The sequence below is a fragment of the Paucibacter sp. KBW04 genome (assembly GCF_003852425.1).
Taxonomy (GTDB): Bacteria; Pseudomonadota; Gammaproteobacteria; order Burkholderiales; family Burkholderiaceae_C; genus Paucibacter_A.
On sequence record NZ_QAJN01000009.1, the window covers coordinates 33,963 to 53,663 of the forward strand.

The window sequence follows — 19,701 nt, forward strand, 5'->3', positions numbered from 1 at the left end:
TTCAGGCGCTTACTTGCGCAGAGCCAAAACTTCGGCGGGCTGCACCACCTGAGCGGTCTTGTTCGACCAGCTGTTCTTGGTGTAGGTGATCACGGCGGCGATCTCGGTGTCAGACAACTGCTTCCACGCAGGCATGGCGCCGTTGTTCTGGCCATTCAGCAGCACAGCGATTTGCTTGAGCTTGTCCTCATTCAGCACCACGGGCGAACCGTCCAGCGCCTTGATCGGGCCGGCGCCCTTGCCGTCCGGCTTGTGGCAAACAGCGCAGTTGGCGGCGTAGACCTTCTCGCCCCGGGCCACCAGCGCAGCCTGATCCCAAACCTTGCTCGGATCATCGGCCTTGGCGGCCAATTCCTTCTTCTTGCCATCCACCCAGGCGCTGTAGTCAGCGGCCGACACCACCTTCACGTGGATGGGCATGTAAGCGTGTTCCTTGCCGCACAACTCGGCGCACTGGCCGTAGAAGTCGCCGATCTTCTCGGACTTGAACCAGGTGTCGCGCACAAAGCCGGGGATTGCGTCTTGCTTGACGCCGAAGGCCGGCACCATCCAGGCATGGATCACGTCATTGGCGGTGGTGATGATGCGCACCTTTTTGTTGACGGGCACCACCAGGGGGTTGTCCACCTTCAGCAGGTAATCGTCGCCCGCGGGCTTGCCGGCGTCAGACATCTCGCGCTGGGCGGGGTCCAGAGTGGCCAGGAAGCCAATGCCTTCGCCCTCACCCTTGATGTAGTCGTAACCCCACTTCCACTGGTAGCCGGTGGCCTTGATGGTCAGGTCGGCATTGGTGGTGTCCTTCATGGCCACCACCACCTTGGTGGCCGGCAAGGCCATCAGGATGACGATGATGAAGGGCACGACGGTCCAGGCGATTTCGACCTTGACGCTCTCATGAAAGTGGGCCGCCACCGCGCCCTTGGACTTGCGGTGCTTGAAGATGGAATAGAACATCACCCCAAACACGGCCACGAAGATCAGCAGACAGATGATCATCATGAAGTTGTGCAACCACATCTGATCGGCAGCGATGCGAGTGACCGGAGGATGCAGATTGATCTGATTGACCGCCGGCCCGCCGGGCAGGTCGTTGACCGCCAGGGCCGCCTGGGCCACAAAAGCAGAGCCTGCCGCCGCGGCCAGCTTGACCTGCTGACCCCAGCGTTTCATGCGCCCCATGCGTCCCAGTTGGCACGCGGCCTCCTGATGCACTCCTGCGTTCGTCATCTTCATGGTCGTCACTCTTGTTTCTAGTTCATCTGATGAATGGACCGTACCAACACCGGGTCGGTACCGCTCATTCCGATCAAACAAGGCCCCAAAGAACGCCACGCTGGGCAAACCCCGAAGCCTGTCTTGTCTCAATGACTTGTATTTGAGTTGGCTCAAGGATGCTGACGCAAGCCCTGGCTAAACTCGGTAGACACATAGGTCGGCCGCGAGTTTAGCCTAGCGTTTGTGCGATTAAGGGGATGGCTTCCCCTCATTCAGCGCCGACTCAGCTTGTTTTTCGGACCATTGCCCGCATCTGGTCCAGCGTCACGCTGGTCTCCGGGCTGACGCGCAGCCTCGGCGGTGGCTTGAAGGCATGGCCATAAACAATCTCCACGCTGAGCTTGAGACGGCCGTCCGGCCCTCTCAATGACTCCAGCGCTTGCAGCAATTCGCGGTGCCAGGTCTTGCCTCGACAGCCCACAAAGCGCGTGGGCGCGATGTTCCCGCCCAAAGCGCGCAAATCCTTGAGCAAGGATCGCGGGTCGCCCCAAGTCAGATGGATACGCTCCTGGTCCATCACCGGGTCGCCAAAACCGGCTTGCACCAACAAGTCGCCAATATCGTGCATATCCCACCATTCCGGCCCGGCGCGACCCCAGCCCTTTGTCTCAAAGAGGCGACGCAATTCGACAAAACTGTCCGGACCGAGGCAAGAAAACATCACAAAGCCATCCACCGCCAGGCTGGAATTCCAAAGCGAGAGGATTTGTGGCAGCTCGGCGTGGGTGTGCAGGTCCATATTGGCCCACAAAAGCTGGAATTGCTGGCCGGCCAAGTCCTGGGGCGCCAGCACCTGGGCCGCCGCAGCGCTCTTCCAGGCCTGCCACCAAGGTCTTTTATGGAGTGCGCTGGTGCGGGCGAACAGCTCGGGCTCGCTCTCCACCAAAACCTGGCGCGCTTGCGGATAGGCCTGCGCCAACTCGGCGCTTCCGGCCCCCAAAAAGGGTGACCACTGCAGAATCTGCTGCGGCTGCAGTTTGATATAGCTCAAGCGCTCCGCCATGCGGCGGGCGACTTCTTCGTGCAGCCAGGGGCTGGCCTCAGCCCGGCTCAGGCGGCGGCGATGGCGGCGTACCGCCTGAGGATCGAGCGCCTGCGCCCTGGCCGGGGTTTTGGCGGTGGTGCCGCCCGCGAGCAGGCCCTGCTCGTCGAACGGATTAGGAGACTTGGAATGCATGGCCGGCAGTATATTGAGCCCATGTCGGCCCAACCTTTGGCCCCGAGCAAACCCGCTTTGGTGGAACGGGTGCTGATGCGTTGCCCTGGCCAATGCGCGGTCTGTCGGGCCTGGTCCAGCCAGCATGTCTGCGGCGAGTGCCTGCAGCGTTATGCACAGCCGGCTCTACGCTGCTGGACCTGCGCCTTGCATCTCCCTGCGGGCCTCAGCAACTGGCGCTGGCGAACCCAGCCCCGCTGCGGCAACTGCCTCAAGATTCCACCGCCGCTGGCGCGCTGCATCGCCGCCCTGGACTACAGCTTTCCCTGGGACGGCTTGCTCCAGCACTACAAATTTCATCAAGCCATCGAGCTGCGCGAAACCCTGCTGGAGCGCCTGGAACAAGCCCTGGACGAAGCGCAGGCCGAGCGCCCCGACTGGCTTTTGGCGGTGCCGCTGACGCCGGAGCGCTTGCGCGAGCGGGGTTACAACCAGAGTTTCGAGCTGGCCCGCAGCCTGGCCCGTCGGCGCAAGCTACAGTGTGAGCCTGATCTGCTGCTGCGCGTGCGGCACACCGCCCAACAAGCCAGCCTGACGCTCAAGGAACGGGCCGCCAATGTCAAACGCGCGTTTGCGCTGGAGCCCAGGCGAGCCGGTGATTTGCGCGGCGCCCATGTGGCCTTGCTGGACGATGTGATGACCAGTGGCGAGACCTTGTTCGAGATCGCCCGCGTCCTACGTCAAGCCGGCGCAGCCCAGGTGCAAGCCTGGGTGGTGGCACGCACCCCGCAAGCCGGCAGCGATTGAAGATAAGCGCTGCACTTTTTCCCCATTCCCGTCTCAACACACCATGTTCCACATCGTTCTGGTCCAGCCAGAAATCCCGCCCAATACCGGCAACATCATCCGCCTGGCCGCCAACACCGGCTGCACGCTGCATCTGATCGAGCCCCTGGGCTTTTCCATGGAAGACCGCCTGCTGCAGCGCGCGGGCCTGGACTATCACGAGTACACCGCCGTTCTGCGCCATGCCAGCTGGCAGGCCTTTCTGGAGCAAGTCCGGCCCGAGCCTAGCCGGCTGTTTGCCTTCACCACGCGTGGCAGCCGGCCCTTTGCCGAGGTTGGCTGGCAGCCCGGTGATTTCTTCGTTTTTGGCTCCGAAACCGCCGGGCTGCCGCCCGAGCTGCGCGAGCAGTTCCCGCTTGAACAAAGAGTGCGCCTGCCCATGCGGCCGGATCAACGCAGCCTCAATCTGAGCAATAGCGTGGCCGTGGCCGTGTTCGAGGCCTGGCGCCAGAACGGCTACCAGGGCAGCGTCTGAAGCCGTTCAATCGCCCTGAATCTTGGCCGCCTGGATCAGCTGGGCCCAGCGCTGGCGGTCTTCCCGCATCTGCAAACTCAGGGCCTCCGCCGAGCCGCCGATGGCGCTGAAATACTGCGTCAGCAGGCGCGCCCGAAAGGCCTCGCTGCGAATGATGGCCTGGGCCGCCTCGCTGAAGCGGCGCGCGATGGCCGCGGGCGTGCCGGCCGGTGCCAGCAAGGCCTGCCAGGAGATCGCCTCAAAGCCCGCAAAACCTTGCTCGGCCAGCGTCGGCAACTCGGGCAATGAGGCCACCCGCCCCAGGCTGGTGAGGCCCAGGGCATTGAGCTTGCCCGCCTTGACCTGGCCCATGGCCTGACCGGGCACCACAATGGCCGCCTGGACCTGCCCGGCCAGCAATGCATTCACCACCTGGGGGAAGCCGGCATAGGGCACATGGGTCAAATCCAAACCGGCCCGGCTCTTGAAAGACTCCATGGCCAGATGGGCCGCACTGCCATTGCCCACGCTGCCGTAATTAAGGCCACCCTTGGCCGCCTTGGCCACCCGCACAAACTCGGCCAGGCTCTTGGCCCCCAGCTTGGGGTCCACCACCAACACATTGGGCGAGGAGGCCACCAGGCATAGTGGCAACAAGTCCTTGACGGGGTCGTAAGGCAGACGCTTATTCAGCAAGGGCGCCGTCACCAAGGGGCCCTGAATGGTCAACAAAAACGTGTAGCCATCGGCTGCGGACTTGGCCGCCACCGCGGTGCCGATATTGCCGCCGGCGCCTGGGCGGTTGTCGATGATCAGCACCTGGCCCAGCGCCTTGGACAAGGGCTCGGCCAGAGCCCGCGCCACGATATCGGGCGAGCTGCCGCCGGGAAAGGGCACGATTAATTTGATAGGCCTTGCGGGCCAAGTCTCTGCTCCCGCAAAGCCCGTGGCCAGCAAGGCGGCGCTGCCCAGCAGCAGATCACGGCGGCGCGGACCCTTCATCTCAGATTTCCGCCCGCGACTGCCGGCTCATCAAGAGTTCGACCGCCTCGGCCGGGCTCAATCGCCCCTCCAGCACGGCCACCACGGCGGCGGTGATGGGCATGTCCACACCCTTGGCCTGGGCCCGGGCCAAAACCGTGGGCGCGCTGTAAACACCCTCGGCCACATGACCCAGATCGCGCAGAATCTGCGCCAGCGGCAGGCCTTCGGCCAGCAGCAGGCCGACGCGGCGGTTGCGCGACAAATCCCCCGTGGCCGTCAGCACCAGATCACCCATGCCCGAGAGGCCCATAAAGGTCTCGCCGCGTGCGCCTAGTGCCAGGCCCAGACGCAGCATCTCGGCCAGGCCACGGGTGATCAGGGCGGCGCGGGCGTTCAGGCCCGGCGCATCGCCAATCTCACCGGCCCGCTCGGCCCGCAGGCGCAGGCCATCGGCCGTGCCCACGGCAATCGCCATCACATTTTTGACGGCCCCGCCCACCTCCACGCCCACCGGATCGTTGGAGGTATAGACCCGCAGGCGCTCGCTGTGGAAGGCCTCGACCGCGGCCAAGGCCAGGGCCTCGTCCTCGCTGGCCGCCACCAGGGCGGTGGGCTGGCCGGCAGCCACCTCCTGCGCGAAGCTGGGGCCCGACAAAATCCCCACCCGCAGACGCGGCTGCACCTGGCGGGCGATCTCATGACCCAACAGACCGGTGCCGGCCTCAAAGCCTTTGCACAACCACAGCACCCGCGCACCGTCCGGCAGACCGGCCAGCATGGCGCGCAGGGCCGCCATGGGCGTGGCCACGATGATCAGGCCGCGCTCCTCGCCCGCCTCATGCACCTGGGTGGCATGCGCCACGGCCAAGGCCAGATCGGACTCGAGCGCCAAGCTGGGCGGCAGCGCGGCTTCAGGCAGGTAGTGGCTGTTGCGGCCTTGGGCGCGCATGGCCTCAACCGCCGCCGCATCACGCGCCCACAACACCACCTCGTGGCGCGCGGCCGCCTGGATGGCCAGGGCCGTACCCCAGGCGCCCGCCCCTAAAACGCTGATCTTCATGCTGGCAGAAATTGGCTGATCGAAAAGACTGGATTGAAAGACAAACGCCCCGACTGAGACTCAGTGAGGGCGTCTGTTTGGATTCGCGCAAACCCCACTCGCTTTTGGGCGATGGTGGGGCCAGGCACTCGTGCTTAGTTGAGCGTGGGAGCAGCTTCGGCGGCTTCGCGCTGGGCTTGCTGAGCTTCGAACATGGCCTGGAAGTTGACTTCCGACAGCAGCACGGGCGGGAAGCCAGCGCGGGTGCAGACGTCCGACACGATGGCGCGCAGATAGGGGTAAATCATCTGCGGGCAGACGATGCCCAGAATGCCTTCGACCTGCTCTTGGGGCACGTTGCGGATCTCGAAGATGCCGGCTTGCTTGGCCTCGATCAGGAACAGGGTCTTCTCGCCGACCTTGGTGGTCACGGTGGCGGTCACGCAGACTTCGAACACGCCCTCGGCCACCGGCTCAGCCGACAGAGCCAGGTTGATGTCGACTTGCGGCTGGGTTTGCTCCAGCAGGATCTGCGGTGCATTGGGTTGCTCCAGCGACAGATCCTTCAGATACATGCGCTGAATCTGGAATACGGGGGTGTTGTTCTCTTCGGCCATGGTGTTTTCCAAAAAAAGTGAGGCCCGAGGCTTACAGCTCGGGCTTGCGCAGCGATTATGGCGCAGCGTTCATGACTCTTGTCCGGGGGTCTGCCCGCTCTTGAGAAAGGCGGGGCCGCCCTCAGGCTTGCAGCAAAGGCTGCAGGCCGCCGCGCTGGTCCAGGGCGATCAAATCGTCGCAGCCACCCACATGGGTGTCGCCGATGAAGATCTGCGGCACGGTGCGGCGACCGGTCAGGCTCATCATCGCGTCGCGTGCGGCCGGGTCCAGATCGATACGCACTTCTTCGATCTGCTCCACCCCGCGCTGCTTCAGCAAGGCCTTGGCCCGAATGCAGTAGGGGCAGACCTGGGTGGTGTACATCTTCACGGCAGCCATGGCTGGTCCTCAATCAATCTCTGGTGTCAAAACAAAACCGGGCCCGCGAGCCCGGCTTTGTGCCAAGGGGTGTGGGCTTAGGCGCTCTTCTCGACCGGCAGATTGGCTTCACGCCAAGCGTTCAAGCCGCCTGCCAGGGGCTGGGCGTTTTCATAGCCCAGCTTGCGCAGTGTGCCGGCAGCGCGGGCGGCGCGTGCGCCGCTCTGGCACAACACCACCAGGGGCAAGGCCTTGTTGCTGGGCAAGGACTTATGTCCTTCCAATGAGGCAAGCGGAATATTGCGCGCACCGGCCACATGGCCTGCGGCGAACTCGGCGGGCTCGCAAACATCGATCAGCACGGCCTTCTCGCGATTGACCAGGCGAACCGCCTCGGCCGTGGTCAGCGCCTTGCCTTGGCTGCTACGCGCCAGGGTGGGCCAAAGCAGAAGGCCGCCGGACGTCAGGGCGGCCAAAACCAAAATCCAGTTGTCGAGCAAGAATTTCAAGGGGTGCGTCCGAAGGATGGAAAAACGCGATTATAGAAAGGCCCGTCAAGCCGCTCGATAGAATGGCCACGACCCACGGTGGATCAGCCTCGATCAGAGTTGTCCACGCATCACTAGCGAACCTTCAGCGAAACCATCAGTCCATGTACAAACTCGTGCTCATTCGCCATGGCGAATCCACCTGGAATCTCGAAAACCGCTTCACCGGCTGGACCGACGTCGACCTGACCCCCACGGGCGTCGAACAGGCCAAGCAAGCCGGTCGCCTGCTCAAGGAGGCTGGCTTCGACTTCGACATCACCTACACCTCCATGCTCAAGCGCGCCGTCTGGACGCTGTGGCACACCCTGGATCAGATGGACCGCACCTGGCTGCCGGTGGTGCATAGCTGGCGTCTGAACGAGCGCCATTACGGCGCCCTGCAAGGCCTGAACAAGGGCGAGACGGCCAAGAAATTTGGTGATGAGCAGGTGCTGGTGTGGCGCCGCAGCTATGACACCCCACCGCCGGCCCTGGAAGCCACGGATGCCCGCAGCGAGCGCAGCGATGTGCGCTACGCCAAGATGAACCCGCAGGACATCCCGCTGACCGAGTGCCTGAAGGACACGGTCGAGCGCGTGCTGCCTTTCTGGAACGACAGCGTGGCGCCGGCCATCAAGCTGGGCAAGCGCGTCGTCATCGCCGCCCACGGCAATAGCATCCGCGCCCTGGTCAAGTATCTGGACAATATCGCCGACGACGCCATCGTGGGCGTCAACATCCCCAACGGTATCCCCTTGGTCTACGAGTTGGACGAGAACCTCAAGCCCATCAAGAGCTATTACCTGGGTGATGCCGAGGCTGCGGCCAAAGCTGCCGCCGCGGTGGCCAGCCAGGGCAAGGCCTAATCGCCAAGGCCTTCGGCCCATGCCCCGTTTTGCGGCCAATCTCAGCATGCTCTACCCGGAGCATGGTTTGCGAGAACGTTTTGCGGCGGCGGCGGCCGACGGTTTTGAGGCCGTCGAAATCCTCTTTCCCTACGAGCTCTCGCCTGCCGAGTTTGGCGACCTGCTGAAGCGTCATGGCCTGCGCCTGGTGCTCTTCAACGCCCCGCCGGGGGACTGGGCGGCGGGCGAGCGCGGCCTGGCTTGTCTGGCCGAGCGCGAGGCCGAGTTCAAGGCCGGCATGACCCAAGCGCTCAGCTACGCTGCGGCTCTGGCCTGCCCGCGCATCCATGTGATGGCGGGGCTCTTGGCGGCGGATGATGACGCTGAAGCAGCCCGTCAGCGCTATATCGCCAATCTGCGCTGGGCCGCCGCTCTGGCCGCCCGGCTGGGCGTGCAGCTCTGCATCGAGCCCATCAACGGCCGCGATATGCCGGGCTATTTTCTGCAGCGCCAGGAGCAGGCGCGTGAGCTGATCCAAGCCGTTGGCGCCCCCAATCTGCGCTTGCAGATGGACCTCTACCACTGCCAGATCAGCCAGGGCGATGTCTCGACCCAGCTGCGCTTGAATTTCGAGTCAGGCCTCTTGGCCCATGTGCAGATCGCCGGTGTGCCGGCGCGCCAAGAGCCCGATCAGGGTGAGCTGCGGGCCGAGCACTTATTGGCCCTGCTCGACGAGCTAGGCTATGCCGGCCATGTGGGCTGTGAGTACCGGCCGCGCGGTGCCACCAGCGGCGGTTTGGCTTGGCTCAGGCCTTGGCAGCCAATAAAGACTTGATCGTTGTCGCCAGCAAGGGCGTGATGCTGACCGCGTTGCTGGCATGGGGCACGCTATTGCTGCTCCAGACATGGCGCACGCCCGCGGCATGCAAATCGGCAATGGCCGAGCCATTGAACAAGGCATGGGTCACGGCCACGTCGATGGACGACGCACCCCGCGCCAGCAAGCCCTGAGCCGCGCCGATTAGGGTGCGGCCGGTGGAGGCCATATCGTCCAGCAGGACCACGGGCCGGCCCTGCACATCGATGTCGGGCAGGGCCAGCGTGACGTCTCGATCGCCGTGACGCACCTTGCGGCCCACGCCGAAGTCCAGGCCACTGCTTTGTGCCGCCTCGCGCACCCATTGGGCAGACTCTTCATCGGGGCCAATCAAAACGGCGCCGGGCACCTTGTCCGCCACCCAGGCCCCCAGCAGGGGCGCGGCCGAGAGCGCAATGCCGGCACCAGCAGGCATCACCTCGTCCAGGCTGTTGATGCGGTGCAGATGGGGGTCCAGGGTGATGACGTGGTCGAAGAAATGACTCAGCAAGCGCGCGATATGGCGCTGGCTGACGGCCTCGCCGGGCGTGAACTCCATGTCCTGGCGCATATAGGCCAGGTAGGGCGAAACCAAGAGCAGGCGCTGGGCGCCCAGCTCGCGCGCGGTGGGCGCGGCAATCATCAGCTCGGTCAGCTTTTCATTCGGCTGCTGCAGGCCGCGCAACAGCAAGACCGTGTGCGGCAGGGGCTTGGGCAAGACCAGGCGTAGCTCGCCGTCAGGGAAACGATGGCGCTGGATCAGGCCAACTTCCACGTTCAGTGCCTGGGCCAATTCTTGGCCCAGCGCGGCCTCTTCCTCAAAAGCTAGCAACACGGTTTGTGTCGTCATCGAAGGTTCTCCCTCTGAAGGCTCAGTGAAGCGCCAGCCCCTCATTGATCTGATTACGCACATGCTCGGCCATGGCGCGGCGGTCGGCATGGTTGCAGCTCAAGGAGCCCAGCACATCCACCCTCACCCCCATGCCCTGCGCCTTGGCCACCATCCACAGGCTTTGCACAATTGTCGTGCCGCCGATGAACTGAGCCGCCGTGCTGAAGCGCTGCCCCGGCTCATGCCAGCGCAGGGCCACGGGCTGCAAGGGCACTTCCGTGGCGATGGCCGCCTGCAAGAGATTGCCGTGAAAAGGCAGCAGCTCGGGCCCGGCGCCGGTCGTCCCCTCGGGAAAGACCGCCACCGTGTCACCGTTCTTGAGGGCATCGGCCATCTGGTGCACCACCCGCAAGGCGTCGCGCTTGCTGCTGCGTTCGATGAACAAAGTGCCCACGCCGCCCACCAGCAAGCCCACCACCGGCCAATGTTTGACATCGGCCTTGGAGACAAATCTCGCCTCGGGCACGACCGCGTGCACAGCGGCGATGTCCAGCCAGGAGACGTGGTTGGCGACGATCAGCTTGGCTCCGGGCCTTGGCGTGCCCGTGGTCTCCAGGCTCACGCCAAGAATCCTCAGCGTCTGGCCCGACCAGCGTTTGATCCGACTATGCCGCTCAGCCGGGCTCATGCCCGCAAAGCGCAGCTGGATCAGGTACAGCGCCTGCAGGATGTGCAAGCCCAGGCGCAGCAAGCGCCAGATGCCGATCAGGCCGCGCATCTCAGGCCGCGCTGCCTGGCTGAGCCTCGAAGGCGATATGCCCGGCCACCACCGTGGCCCGCACACGAGCCGGCAGCTCAAAGCCGCTGGTCTCAAAGGCAAAAGGCGTGTGCTTGCCCTGGCTGCTCAAGGCCTCGGGCGTGACGGCCCAGTGCGCGTTCGCATCGAACACGCAGACATCGGCCACACCGCCTTGGACCAGGCGACCGGCGCTGGCCGACAAGGAACCCAGGGAATGACCCAGCACGCTCACCGGCCCAGCGGTGACGGCACGCAAGGCGTCCAGCTCGCTCAGGCCCTGATCCCGCGCCCAGCGCAGGGCCAGGCTCAAGAGCAGCTCCAGGCCGGTGGCACCGGGCGTGGCTTCGGCGAAGGGCACGTTCTTCTCGTCCGCGCCTACGGGCATGTGATCGCTCACCAGCGCGTCCAGCGTGCCGTCGGCCAAACCTGCGCGTAGGGCGTCGCGGTCGCGGCCCTGGCGCACCGGCGGCGTCAGACGCAGGGCGGGGTTGAAGTAGCCAATGTCCACATCGGTCAGATGCAGGGAGTTGATGGACACATCGGCCGTCACGGCCAGGCCCTCACGCTTGGCCGCACGCACCAGCTCCACGCCGGCGGCGCTGCTGATGCGGCAGAGGTGAACCCGCGCGCCGGTGCTGCGCATCAACTCAAAAATCGTGTGCAAGGCCACGGTCTCGGCCATCACCGGCACGCCGGAGAGGCCCAGCCTTGTCGCCACCGCGCCGCTGGCCGCCACGCCGCCCGACAGCCAGGCGTCCTGCGGGCGCAGCCAGACGGTATAGCCATAGGTGGCCGCATACATCAGGGCGCGTTGCAGCACCAAGGTGTCGCGGATGGGCGATTCGGCTTGGGAGAAGCCGATGCAACCGGCCTCGGTCAGCTCGGCCATCTCGGTCAGCGAGTCGCCGCTCAGATTTTTGGTTAGCGCACCCAAGGGGAAGAGCCGGCAGCGGCTCAGCTTGCGAGCGCGGAATTTGAGCATCTCAACCAGGCCGGGCTCGTCCAGCACCGGCTCGGTGTCCGGCGGGCAGACCAGGCTGGTGACGCCACCGGCGGCTGCCGCCGCCAGCTCGCTCTCCAGCATGCCTTCATGCTCATGGCCGGGCTCGCGCAGACGCGCGGCCAGGTCCACCAGGCCGGGGGCGACGATCAGGCCCGTCGCGTCGATGACGCGGTCGGCTGCGAATTCGGTGGGCTCTCCCAGGGCGACGATGCGGCCGTTGGCGATGGCCAGATCACCGATGCGGTCCAGGCCGGAGGCGGGGTCGATCAGTCGACCGTTCTTAATCAAAATCTTCATGCTTCGTTTCCGGCGAGGATGGACATCACGGCCATGCGAACGGCGATGCCGAAGGTCACTTGGGGCAGGATCACGCTTTGCAAGCCGTCGGCCACGGTGGAGGCAATCTCCACGCCGCGATTGATGGGGCCGGGGTGCATGACGATGGCGTCGGGCTTGGCCAGGGCCAGCTTCTCGGGCGTGAGGCCAAAGTTCTTGAAGAACTCACCGGCGCTGGGCAGCATGGCGCCGCTCATGCGCTCGTTTTGCAGACGCAGCATGATGATGACGTCGGCGTCCTTCACGCCCTCGGCCATATCGTGGCAGACGCGCACGCCCATCTCGCGCAGATCGCCGGGCACCAGGGTCTTGGGGCCGACGGCGCGAATCTCGGGCACGCCCAGGATGTTCAGGGCATGGATGTCCGAGCGGGCCACGCGCGAGTGCACGATATCGCCGACGATGGCCACCGTCAGATTGCGGAAGTCCTTCTTGAAATGCCGGATGGTGTACATATCCAGCAGGCCTTGGGTCGGGTGGGCATGGCGACCGTCACCGGCGTTCACCACATGCACATGCGGGGCGCAATGCTGGGCGATCAGATAGGGCGCGCCCGACTCGCTGTGACGCACGACAAACATATCGGCGTGCATGGCGCTCAGGTTCGCCACCGTGTCCAACAGCGTCTCGCCCTTGGCGGTGGAGCTGCGCGCGATGTCCAGATTCAGCACATCGGCCGACAGGCGCTTGGCCGCGATCTCAAAAGTGGTGCGTGTGCGGGTGCTGTTCTCAAAAAAGAGATTGAACACCGACTTGCCGCGCAGCAAGGGCACCTTCTTGACCTCGCGATCATTGACCGACAAGAAAGTGCCGGCCGTGTCAAGGATTTGATGAATGATGGCCTGGGGCAGGCCTTCCACGGAGAGCAGATGGATCAGCTCGCCATGCTTATTGAGTTGGGGGTTTCGTTTGGACAGCATAGGGGTCAGCCTTCCTGGACTTCAAAGCTGAAGCGGCCCGCCTCGTCTTTGGCGAGGCTCAGGCGTTGGGCGGCATCCAGGTGGATGCGGGCGGCGGAGAAAGCAGGCTCGATAGGCAGCTCGCGGCCGCCACGGTCCACCAGCACGGCCAGGGTGACGCTGGCGGGGCGGCCGAAGTCGAACAATTCATTCAACACGGCACGCGTGGTGCGGCCGGTGTAGAGCACATCGTCGATCAGGATCAGGTGGCGGCCGTTGACGTCAAAAGGCAGCTTGGTGTGATCGGCGCTGGCGGACATGCCACGCGAGCCGAAGTCATCCCGGTGCAGGGAGCTGGAGATCACGCCCGAGGCGCCGGCCAGGCCCAGATCGCGCTGCAGACGCTCGGCCAACCAGGCGCCGCCGGACCAAATGCCCACCAGGGCGGCATCGGGGCGCAGCAGTTTTTGCACGCCGGCGGCCAGGTCGCTGTACAGCGCCTCCGCGTTCAGCAAGAGTGAGCTCATGGATTCTCCCGAAAGAATTGTTCAAGAATCAGGGCGGCCGCGGTGGCGTCCACATCGCGCGCGCCATAGCTCTCGGCCTCGACCGAGGTGTAGCGTTCGTCCACCTCGTGCACGGGCAGGCCGAAGCGGCGCAGCTGGCGGCCAAATTTGCGCGCCCGCAGGGTCATTTCATGCTCGGCACCGTCGGGATGGCGCGGCAGGCCAATCACCAGGGCCGCGGGCTGCCATTCCTTGATCAGCTTTTCGATTGCCTGCATACGGGCCTCACCGTCCTGGGTCAGTGTCGTCAGGGGCTGAGCACTCTGGGTGAAGCGCGTGCCGCTGGCCACGCCGGTGCGCCGGGTGCCAAAGTCAAAGGCCAGAAAAGACTGCTGCGCTGAACTGACCTGGCTCATGCGTGGCCGGCCTCAAGGCTCAGCATGCGCGGATCCACACCCAGCAGGCCCAGGGCGCGCTCGTAGCGCAGCTCCACCGGGGTGTCAAAAATAATCTCGGGCGACGCCGCCACGGTCAACCAGCCATTGCGGCCGATTTCCTCTTCCAGCTGACCCGCGGCCCAGCCGCTATAGCCCAGGGTGACGAGGATGCGCTTGGGGCCGGCACCGTTGGACAAGGCCTCCAGCACATCGCGGCTGGTGGTCATCTCCAGGCCGCCGGGCACGCTGAGCGTGGCGTTGTAATGGCCGCCCTTGGCGTCCAGAGGTTCATGCAAGACAAAGCCGCGCTCGGTTTGCACCGGGCCGCCATAGAACACCGGGGTGTCGGCCAGATCGTCCTGCGGTGGACTCAGCTCCACTTTTTCGAACAGATGGCCCAGGGTCAGGGAGATGGGTTTGTTGATGACCAGGCCCAGAGCGCCTTTTTCATTGTGTTCACACAGATAGACCACGCTGCCCACAAAAGCCTCATCGGCCATGCCGGGCATTGCGATCAGAAACTGGTTGGCGAGGGCAATGCTGCTTTCTTGGCTCATGCAGGCATTTTATTCGCCCGCCCAACGCCTCGGCCACATACAGACCAGAAAACCGTCGGCACAAAAAAATTCGATCGCAACTGCACGACAAGCAAGCGGCGCCAACGCCCGCCAACCGCCCGCCGGCGCGCTGCACAAACAAAGGCAAAACTCACAGTTCGCATGCCGTTTAAACACGGGTTTACACGGGCCTAGCCGTTGGGGGCAGCAAAAGAAGATTCGGCCAGATCTGAGGGCAAGACCTGACCCCAGGCGAACTTGCCCCAGTATCAATACCGCCATAGGCGTGCGAACCACGCCGCTCCGAAAGCAAAGCAGTAGTTTGTCTGTGAATCAGCCTTTGTTCCGACCTGAAGTCATGCAAGCAGCCCAAGCACAGTGGCTAGGCAGCATTCGCTTGGGCACGCCGCTGGGCTTTGCCTGGGTAACCGGCGTGGCCGCTTGTCTAGCTGTAGCCTTAGTTGCCTTCGCAATCTGGGGAGAAGTCACCCGCAAAGCTCGCTTGACCGGGCTACTCTTGCCCAGCGGTGGCCTCATGCAACTCATTGCGTCACAGGCGGGAGTGCTGGATAAAGTGCTGGTCAATGAGGGGCAGAGGTGGCCAAGGGGCAGATCCTGCTGCGCTTCAAAAGCGAACGCGTCACCTCCTCTGGCGACGCCCATCTGCTCAATGCCCAGGCCCTTGCTCAACGCCTTGCTAGCTTGAGCACCGAGCGGCATCTGACCCAGCAGCTCGCGCAACAACGTCAAGCCGCCCTCTCCGAACGCTTGCGTAGCTTGCAGACCGAAGAACGCCAAACCCAGCAAGACCTTGAAACCTATGCCGTGAGAGTCGCACTTGCCAGCAAAAGCCACGAGCGCTTTGCTGAGTTGGACAAAAGCGGCTTTGTTTCCGCCACCCAAACTCAGCAAAAACGCGAAGAGTTGCTGGACTTGCAGTTACGCGAACGTGGCGCCCAGCGCAATCTCCAGGCACTGCAACGCGATATTCAGAGCGTGCAGGCAGAACTTGTGAGCGCTCAAACTGCTACCCAAACAAGCCTGGCTCAACTCGACCGCGCCCGAGCCAGCCTGGAACAAGAAGCCACAGAAGATCAGGCCCGCGCTGGCCTCAGCATCCGCGCCCCACAGGCGGGCCAAGTTTCCGCGCTGACGCTCTCGCCCGGCCAGGCAGTGCAGGCCGGGCAGACCGTAATCAGCCTCCTGCCTGTCAGCAGCAATTCTGCCGATTTAGCGAGCACGGCCCCCTTGGAAGCCCATCTTTTTGCCCCCAGCCGCACAGCAGGCTTTGTACGTCCCGGTCAAGTGGTGTGGTTGCGCTACGCCGCCTTCCCGTATCAGAAATTTGGCATGGCTCGCGGCCAAGTCGTCAGCGTCAGTCATACCCCCATCAATCCACAAGATTTACCTGCAGGTCAGGGCCAAGCCTTGCTTGCCGCAGCGCAAAGCAATGAGCCCCTTTATCGAATCAATGTGAGCCTGGGTCAGCAAACCATCACCACCTACGGCCAAGCCACAGCGCTAAAGGCAGGGATGGCGCTAGAGGCAGATGTGCAGCAAGAACGGCGAAGGGTTTGGGAATGGATGATGGAGCCAGTTTTGGCGACATATGCAAAGAATGTGCAGTGAATTTGCGCATGCGTTCAGGGCGCACCCTGTTTTCTTGAATAAATACTATGAAGATATTGAACAAAGGTGAAATTTCTGCAATTGCAGGTGGAGACCGTTGGGGGCTTGAGGACAAGGAAGGGAATCTACCAAAAAACGTAGATTGGGATCGATACTATGGCCCGCTCGGTGGATACGGAGGAAACTGCCTAGAGGATATTCACAATTCCGGCATGGATTTTCTTGGTAGTTATGGTGACCGCGGCCCTGATGCGCCGGGTCCACTGGGACCCGGAGGAAATTTAGCATGGGGAAATGCAGCAACATACGCAGGCGGGGCGCTAAACGGCTTCTTCAGCAGCTCCAATTGCCTTAAGTAAACCCGGGCACTTAGAAAAGGTAGCGGCCATTTTCAATGCCGCTACCTATCGAAGTAAATCAACACAAATTTGTTACTTACAAATTAAGCAATGAATTCAGCTCCAATCCACGCCGCGACATAAATTACCTTCACAAAATCCAGCAAATCGAAAACTCATCTCATAATTTACAAAATTTTCTGATTTTCTGATTTTCTGATTTTCTGATTTTCAACAAAAATTATGAAGAACTCCTTTGCCATTCGATTTTTTTTCGGCGCAATAAGTACATTCTTTGATTCAATCGGAATGGCCAATGCAACCGAAATGGAATGCCTTCCATCATGGCCTGTATTTAGCATCAAAGGTCCAAGCAAGGAATTTTACCTACTACCTTCAAGCCATGCGGCTACTGTACCCTTGTGTGAGAAAACGGCGCTTGCAATCCAATCTTTTGTTGACCGACAAACACAAGCAATCGCATTCGAAGCCAACACAAGAAGCGCAGATATTCCTAAAGAAAAAATGACTCATGGCTCGGACTCAGGGTGGTCATTTGAGTTCAGCAATGATCAAGCCAACCAAGTTCAACGCTTTTTTCTGGAGAACAATGCATCCAAAAATACCATTGATAAGTTTAGGAGCCTAAAGGCCGTATATATTGCAACCTATGGACTCATGTACACAAACAGAGCAAATATCAATAAGAACAACAAAAACAGACACAACATTGATTCAATTGTTTCTGCCGCAATTAAAAGCAAGGGTGGTCAGCCTCTTTTTGTCGAAAAAGCAAGCGATCAAGTCGATGCGCTAAATTCAATTCCTGCTGCGCTAGCGGCTGAGTCAGCCGCAGCAGTACTTAGCTACTCAAATTGCGAAAAGTGTCTTGAAAAATATCAACAATGGCACGATGCAACGATACATTCCTTTTCACAGGGCTATTTTGGAAGGGAGCTTGACCCCTGGAATGATCTAAAATTGACAGGCTATCCTTCAGCGGAAATAGAAAGAATATTCACCAACTCAAGAAACAGAAATTTAGCCACCAAAACAATCGAAATGTCAACCACTGGAACCGGACTTTTTGTTTTCGGCGTCAATCATTTTTATGGCGACCGAAGCATTCTGAATGAACTAAAACTAACAGACCGGATTGATTCAATCGAATGCAACTTAATCAATGATAGCAATCAGATAACCAAAAACGGTTGCGCAACTCGCAACAATTGACTTTCTAAAGAAACTCCCCAAACGAAGCAATCTCCTTAGGCCGATTCGGTGAATCCGATTTTTCAGTCTCAAACTTCCGAATGCGCCCTCGCCTGTTTGGCAATGATTTGCGCCGCTCACGGCCAACATCAAGATTTGGCCGAACTACGCCGCCGTTTTCCGGTCAGCCTTAGGGGCGCCAATCTCCAGCAACTCATTACCTACGCCGCGACTTTGGGCTTCTCCTCTCGGCCTCTGCGACTGGAACTGGATGAACTGGATCAGTTGCAAACGCCTTGCATCTTGCATTGGAGCCTGAACCACTTCGTCGTGCTCAAGAAGTTGTCTCGAGGCAAAGTGCTCATCCTGGACCCCGCGGTGGGTGAGCGGCGCTTAGCTATGGCTGAGGTTTCACGCCACTTCACCGGCGTGGCGCTGGAGTTAGCACCTAACGCAGAGTTCAAATCGCAGGCGCCTGCACCCCGCGTTTCATTGCGAGCTCTGACTGGCAAAGTGCTGGGGCTGAAGCGTTCGCTGGCACAAATTTTTGCGGTAGCGGTGGTGCTGGAGATGTTCGCCATTCTTGCACCTCTGTTCAATCAGATGGTGGTGGACGATGTGCTCACATCCGGTGACCGCGATTTGCTGACTGTTTTGGTGTGGGGCTTTGGCTTGCTTTTGGTCATCCAAACGGCGATCGGATTGGCGCGCTCTTGGATGGTGATCATCCTGAGTCAAACCCTGAGCTTGCAATGGACAAGCAATGTGTTTGCCCATTTGATCCGCCTACCCGTGTCGTTTTTTGAGAAGCGCCACCTGGGCGACATCACCTCGCGCTTTGGCGCCGTGGGGGCTATTCAAAGAACCTTGACCACGGCCGCAATAATGGCCGTGCTGGACGGACTGATGGCTGTGGCCGCCCTGGTGATGATGTTGATATATGCGCCCACCTTGACCACCGTAGTGCTGTGTGCCGTGGCCGCGTACGGCTTGTTGCGCTGGGCGTCATACCGGCCTTTTCGTGATGTGGCCGCCGAGCGCCTGGTGGTCAGTGCCAAAGAGAACACCCATTTTTTGGAGACCCTGCGCGCCATCACACCTTTGAAGCTGTATGGCCGCGAGGAAGAGCGCCGCTCGCGGTGGCAAAACCTGGTGATTGATGTGCAAAACCTGGACCTGCGGACGGCCAAGATGAGCATGGGCTTTGGTCTCGCCAACACCTTCATCTTTGGCCTGGAGAACTTGCTAGTGTTGTGGTTGGGTGCCAAGCTCATCATGGACGGGCAAATGAGTGGCGGCGCGGGCATGACGGTGGGCATGCTGTTTGCCTTCATCGCCTACAAAGGCCAATTCACCGGCCGTGTGTCGGCCCTGATCAACTATGGCGTGGAACTCAAGATGCTGAGCCTGCATGCAGAGCGGCTGGCCGATATTGCACTGGAGCCGCCGGAGAAGGACGAGATTTTCGCAAATGAACTAGACCACCTGCCGCCCAGCATTGAGTTAAAGAACGTGAGCTTTCGCTATGGTGAGGGCGAACCCTGGGTTCTCAAAGAAGCCAATTTCCGCATCGAAGCGGGCGAGAGCGTGGCCGTCACCGGCCCCTCGGGTGCGGGCAAGACCACGCTGCTCAAAATTGCGCTGGGCCTGCTCAAACCCAGCGAGGGCGAGGTGCTCTTCGGCGGGATGCCGGTACGCCAGCTGGGCCTGCAGAACTTCCGCCGCCAGATCGGCACGGTGATGCAGGAGGACGCTTTGCTCACCGGTAGCTTGAGCGACAACATCGCCTTCTTCGATGTGCAGCCCGATCAGGCGCGCATCCAGGCCTGCGCTGAGCTGGCGCAGTTACACGCCGACATCTGCCGCATGCCCATGGGCTACCAAACCCTGGTGGGCGACTTGGGCTCGGGCCTATCGGGCGGGCAAAAGCAGCGGCTCTTGCTGGCGCGGGCTTTGTACAAGCAGCCGCGCGTGCTGGCCTTGGACGAGGCGACCAGTCACTTGGATTTGCAGAACGAGCGAGCCGTAACTGCTGCGCTCAGCGGCATGGTCTTGACGCGGCTCATCATCGCCCACCGGCCTGAGACCATTGCTGGTGCGCAGCGGGTGGTGATGGTACGAGAGGGGCAAGTGATGGAGTTGGCCAGGGCCGTACCCGCAAGTACGGAGCCCGCTATGCAGGCCTGAGTGTCG

The 19,701-nt window shown here is 61.8% G+C and carries 22 protein-coding genes; 8 read left to right on the plus strand and 14 right to left on the minus strand.

Annotated elements, in window-relative coordinates; translation table 11 throughout:
• Positions 1-9: 9 nt before the first annotated feature.
• Both coxB and DBR47_RS11695 read right to left on the minus strand, forming a co-directional pair.
• Complete coding sequence (coxB, locus tag DBR47_RS11690; RefSeq protein ID WP_124450305.1) at positions 10-1,170, minus strand: cytochrome c oxidase subunit II; 1,161 nt, start codon at positions 1,168-1,170, stop codon at positions 10-12.
• A 328-nt stretch (positions 1,171-1,498) separates the two neighbouring features.
• Positions 1,499-2,452, minus strand: coding sequence for a biotin synthase (locus DBR47_RS11695; protein WP_231512270.1), 954 nt, complete (start codon positions 2,450-2,452; stop codon positions 1,499-1,501).
• 21 nt (positions 2,453-2,473) lie between these two features.
• Here DBR47_RS11695 and DBR47_RS11700 point away from each other — a divergent pair, with 21 nt between their 5' ends.
• Together DBR47_RS11700 and trmL are read left to right on the plus strand one after the other, a co-directional pair.
• Complete coding sequence (locus DBR47_RS11700; protein ID WP_124450182.1) at positions 2,474-3,238, plus strand: ComF family protein; 765 nt, start codon at positions 2,474-2,476, stop codon at positions 3,236-3,238.
• Between the two features lie 43 nt (positions 3,239-3,281).
• Positions 3,282-3,752 (plus strand): tRNA (uridine(34)/cytosine(34)/5-carboxymethylaminomethyluridine(34)-2'-O)-methyltransferase TrmL, encoded by a 471-nt coding sequence (trmL, locus tag DBR47_RS11705; protein WP_124450184.1) that lies wholly within the window; start codon positions 3,282-3,284, stop codon positions 3,750-3,752.
• Between the two features lie 6 nt (positions 3,753-3,758).
• On the opposite strand, the gene DBR47_RS11710 is transcribed toward trmL, so the two are convergent.
• The 5 genes from DBR47_RS11710 to DBR47_RS11730 all read right to left on the minus strand — a co-directional run bounded on the left by DBR47_RS11710 (position 3,759) and on the right by DBR47_RS11730 (position 7,238).
• Positions 3,759-4,733, minus strand: a complete 975-nt coding sequence (locus DBR47_RS11710) for a tripartite tricarboxylate transporter substrate binding protein (protein WP_231512271.1) — start codon at positions 4,731-4,733, stop codon at positions 3,759-3,761.
• 1 nt (position 4,734) lies between these two features.
• Positions 4,735-5,775, minus strand: coding sequence for an NAD(P)H-dependent glycerol-3-phosphate dehydrogenase (locus DBR47_RS11715; protein WP_124450186.1), 1,041 nt, complete (start codon positions 5,773-5,775; stop codon positions 4,735-4,737).
• Positions 5,776-5,909: 134 nt separating this feature from the next.
• Complete coding sequence (gene secB, locus DBR47_RS11720) at positions 5,910-6,371, minus strand: protein-export chaperone SecB (protein ID WP_124450188.1); 462 nt, start codon at positions 6,369-6,371, stop codon at positions 5,910-5,912.
• 121 nt (positions 6,372-6,492) lie between these two features.
• On the minus strand, positions 6,493-6,750 hold the full coding sequence (gene grxC, locus DBR47_RS11725) for a glutaredoxin 3 (RefSeq protein ID WP_124450190.1): 258 nt from the start codon (positions 6,748-6,750) through the stop codon (positions 6,493-6,495).
• A 77-nt stretch (positions 6,751-6,827) separates the two neighbouring features.
• Positions 6,828-7,238, minus strand: coding sequence for a rhodanese-like domain-containing protein (locus tag DBR47_RS11730; protein WP_124450192.1), 411 nt, complete (start codon positions 7,236-7,238; stop codon positions 6,828-6,830).
• A gap of 143 nt (positions 7,239-7,381) precedes the next feature.
• Between DBR47_RS11730 and gpmA the strand changes: the two genes are divergently transcribed.
• Together gpmA and otnI are read left to right on the plus strand one after the other, a co-directional pair.
• Positions 7,382-8,125: a 2,3-diphosphoglycerate-dependent phosphoglycerate mutase gene (gene gpmA, locus DBR47_RS11735; protein WP_124450194.1), complete on the plus strand. Its 744-nt coding sequence runs from the start codon at positions 7,382-7,384 to the stop codon at positions 8,123-8,125.
• A 19-nt stretch (positions 8,126-8,144) separates the two neighbouring features.
• Positions 8,145-8,939, plus strand: coding sequence for a 2-oxo-tetronate isomerase (gene otnI / locus DBR47_RS11740; protein WP_124450196.1), 795 nt, complete (start codon positions 8,145-8,147; stop codon positions 8,937-8,939).
• Here the strand turns inward: otnI and DBR47_RS11745 are convergent.
• Genes DBR47_RS11745 through DBR47_RS11775 form a run of 7 tightly spaced genes read right to left on the minus strand, consistent with a single transcriptional unit; the run spans position 8,911 to position 14,329 of the window.
• A complete protein-coding gene (locus DBR47_RS11745) occupies positions 8,911-9,810 on the minus strand; it encodes a ribose-phosphate diphosphokinase (RefSeq protein WP_124450198.1) in 900 nt (299 codons plus the stop codon). The genes otnI and DBR47_RS11745 overlap by 29 nt on opposite strands.
• 22 nt (positions 9,811-9,832) lie before the next feature.
• Positions 9,833-10,570 carry a 1-acyl-sn-glycerol-3-phosphate acyltransferase gene (locus DBR47_RS11750; RefSeq protein WP_124450200.1) on the minus strand — a complete coding sequence of 246 codons (738 nt, stop codon included), beginning with the start codon at positions 10,568-10,570 and terminating at the stop codon, positions 9,833-9,835.
• A gap of 1 nt (position 10,571) precedes the next feature.
• Positions 10,572-11,891, minus strand: a complete 1,320-nt coding sequence (locus DBR47_RS11755) for a dihydroorotase (RefSeq protein ID WP_124450202.1) — start codon at positions 11,889-11,891, stop codon at positions 10,572-10,574.
• Positions 11,888-12,850 (minus strand): aspartate carbamoyltransferase catalytic subunit, encoded by a 963-nt coding sequence (locus DBR47_RS11760; protein WP_124450204.1) that lies wholly within the window; start codon positions 12,848-12,850, stop codon positions 11,888-11,890. The genes DBR47_RS11755 and DBR47_RS11760 overlap by 4 nt, the downstream gene beginning before the upstream one ends.
• A 5-nt stretch (positions 12,851-12,855) precedes the next feature.
• Positions 12,856-13,356: a bifunctional pyr operon transcriptional regulator/uracil phosphoribosyltransferase PyrR gene (pyrR, locus tag DBR47_RS11765; RefSeq protein ID WP_124450206.1), complete on the minus strand. Its 501-nt coding sequence runs from the start codon at positions 13,354-13,356 to the stop codon at positions 12,856-12,858.
• Entirely contained in the window at positions 13,353-13,751 is a 399-nt protein-coding gene (gene ruvX / locus DBR47_RS11770) for a Holliday junction resolvase RuvX (protein ID WP_124450208.1), read from the minus strand. Before ruvX ends, pyrR begins: the two co-directional genes overlap by 4 nt.
• On the minus strand, positions 13,748-14,329 hold the full coding sequence (locus DBR47_RS11775; protein WP_124450210.1) for a YqgE/AlgH family protein: 582 nt from the start codon (positions 14,327-14,329) through the stop codon (positions 13,748-13,750). Before DBR47_RS11775 ends, ruvX begins: the two co-directional genes overlap by 4 nt.
• Before the next feature lie 777 nt (positions 14,330-15,106).
• Here DBR47_RS11775 and DBR47_RS11780 point away from each other — a divergent pair.
• The 4 genes from DBR47_RS11780 (at position 15,107) to DBR47_RS11795 (ending at position 19,695) form a co-directional block, all read left to right on the plus strand.
• The gene (locus DBR47_RS11780; RefSeq protein WP_197047020.1) at positions 15,107-15,958 is read left to right on the plus strand and encodes an HlyD family secretion protein; all 852 of its coding nucleotides are present in this window, start codon (positions 15,107-15,109) and stop codon (positions 15,956-15,958) included.
• Positions 15,959-16,005: 47 nt separating this feature from the next.
• A complete protein-coding gene (locus DBR47_RS11785; protein ID WP_124450214.1) occupies positions 16,006-16,317 on the plus strand; it encodes a hypothetical protein in 312 nt (103 codons plus the stop codon).
• Positions 16,318-16,539: 222 nt separating this feature from the next.
• Positions 16,540-17,529 (plus strand): TraB/GumN family protein, encoded by a 990-nt coding sequence (locus DBR47_RS11790; protein WP_124450215.1) that lies wholly within the window; start codon positions 16,540-16,542, stop codon positions 17,527-17,529.
• Between the two features lie 48 nt (positions 17,530-17,577).
• Positions 17,578-19,695 carry a peptidase domain-containing ABC transporter gene (locus DBR47_RS11795; protein ID WP_124450217.1) on the plus strand — a complete coding sequence of 706 codons (2,118 nt, stop codon included), beginning with the start codon at positions 17,578-17,580 and terminating at the stop codon, positions 19,693-19,695.
• Positions 19,696-19,701 lie beyond the last annotated feature (6 nt).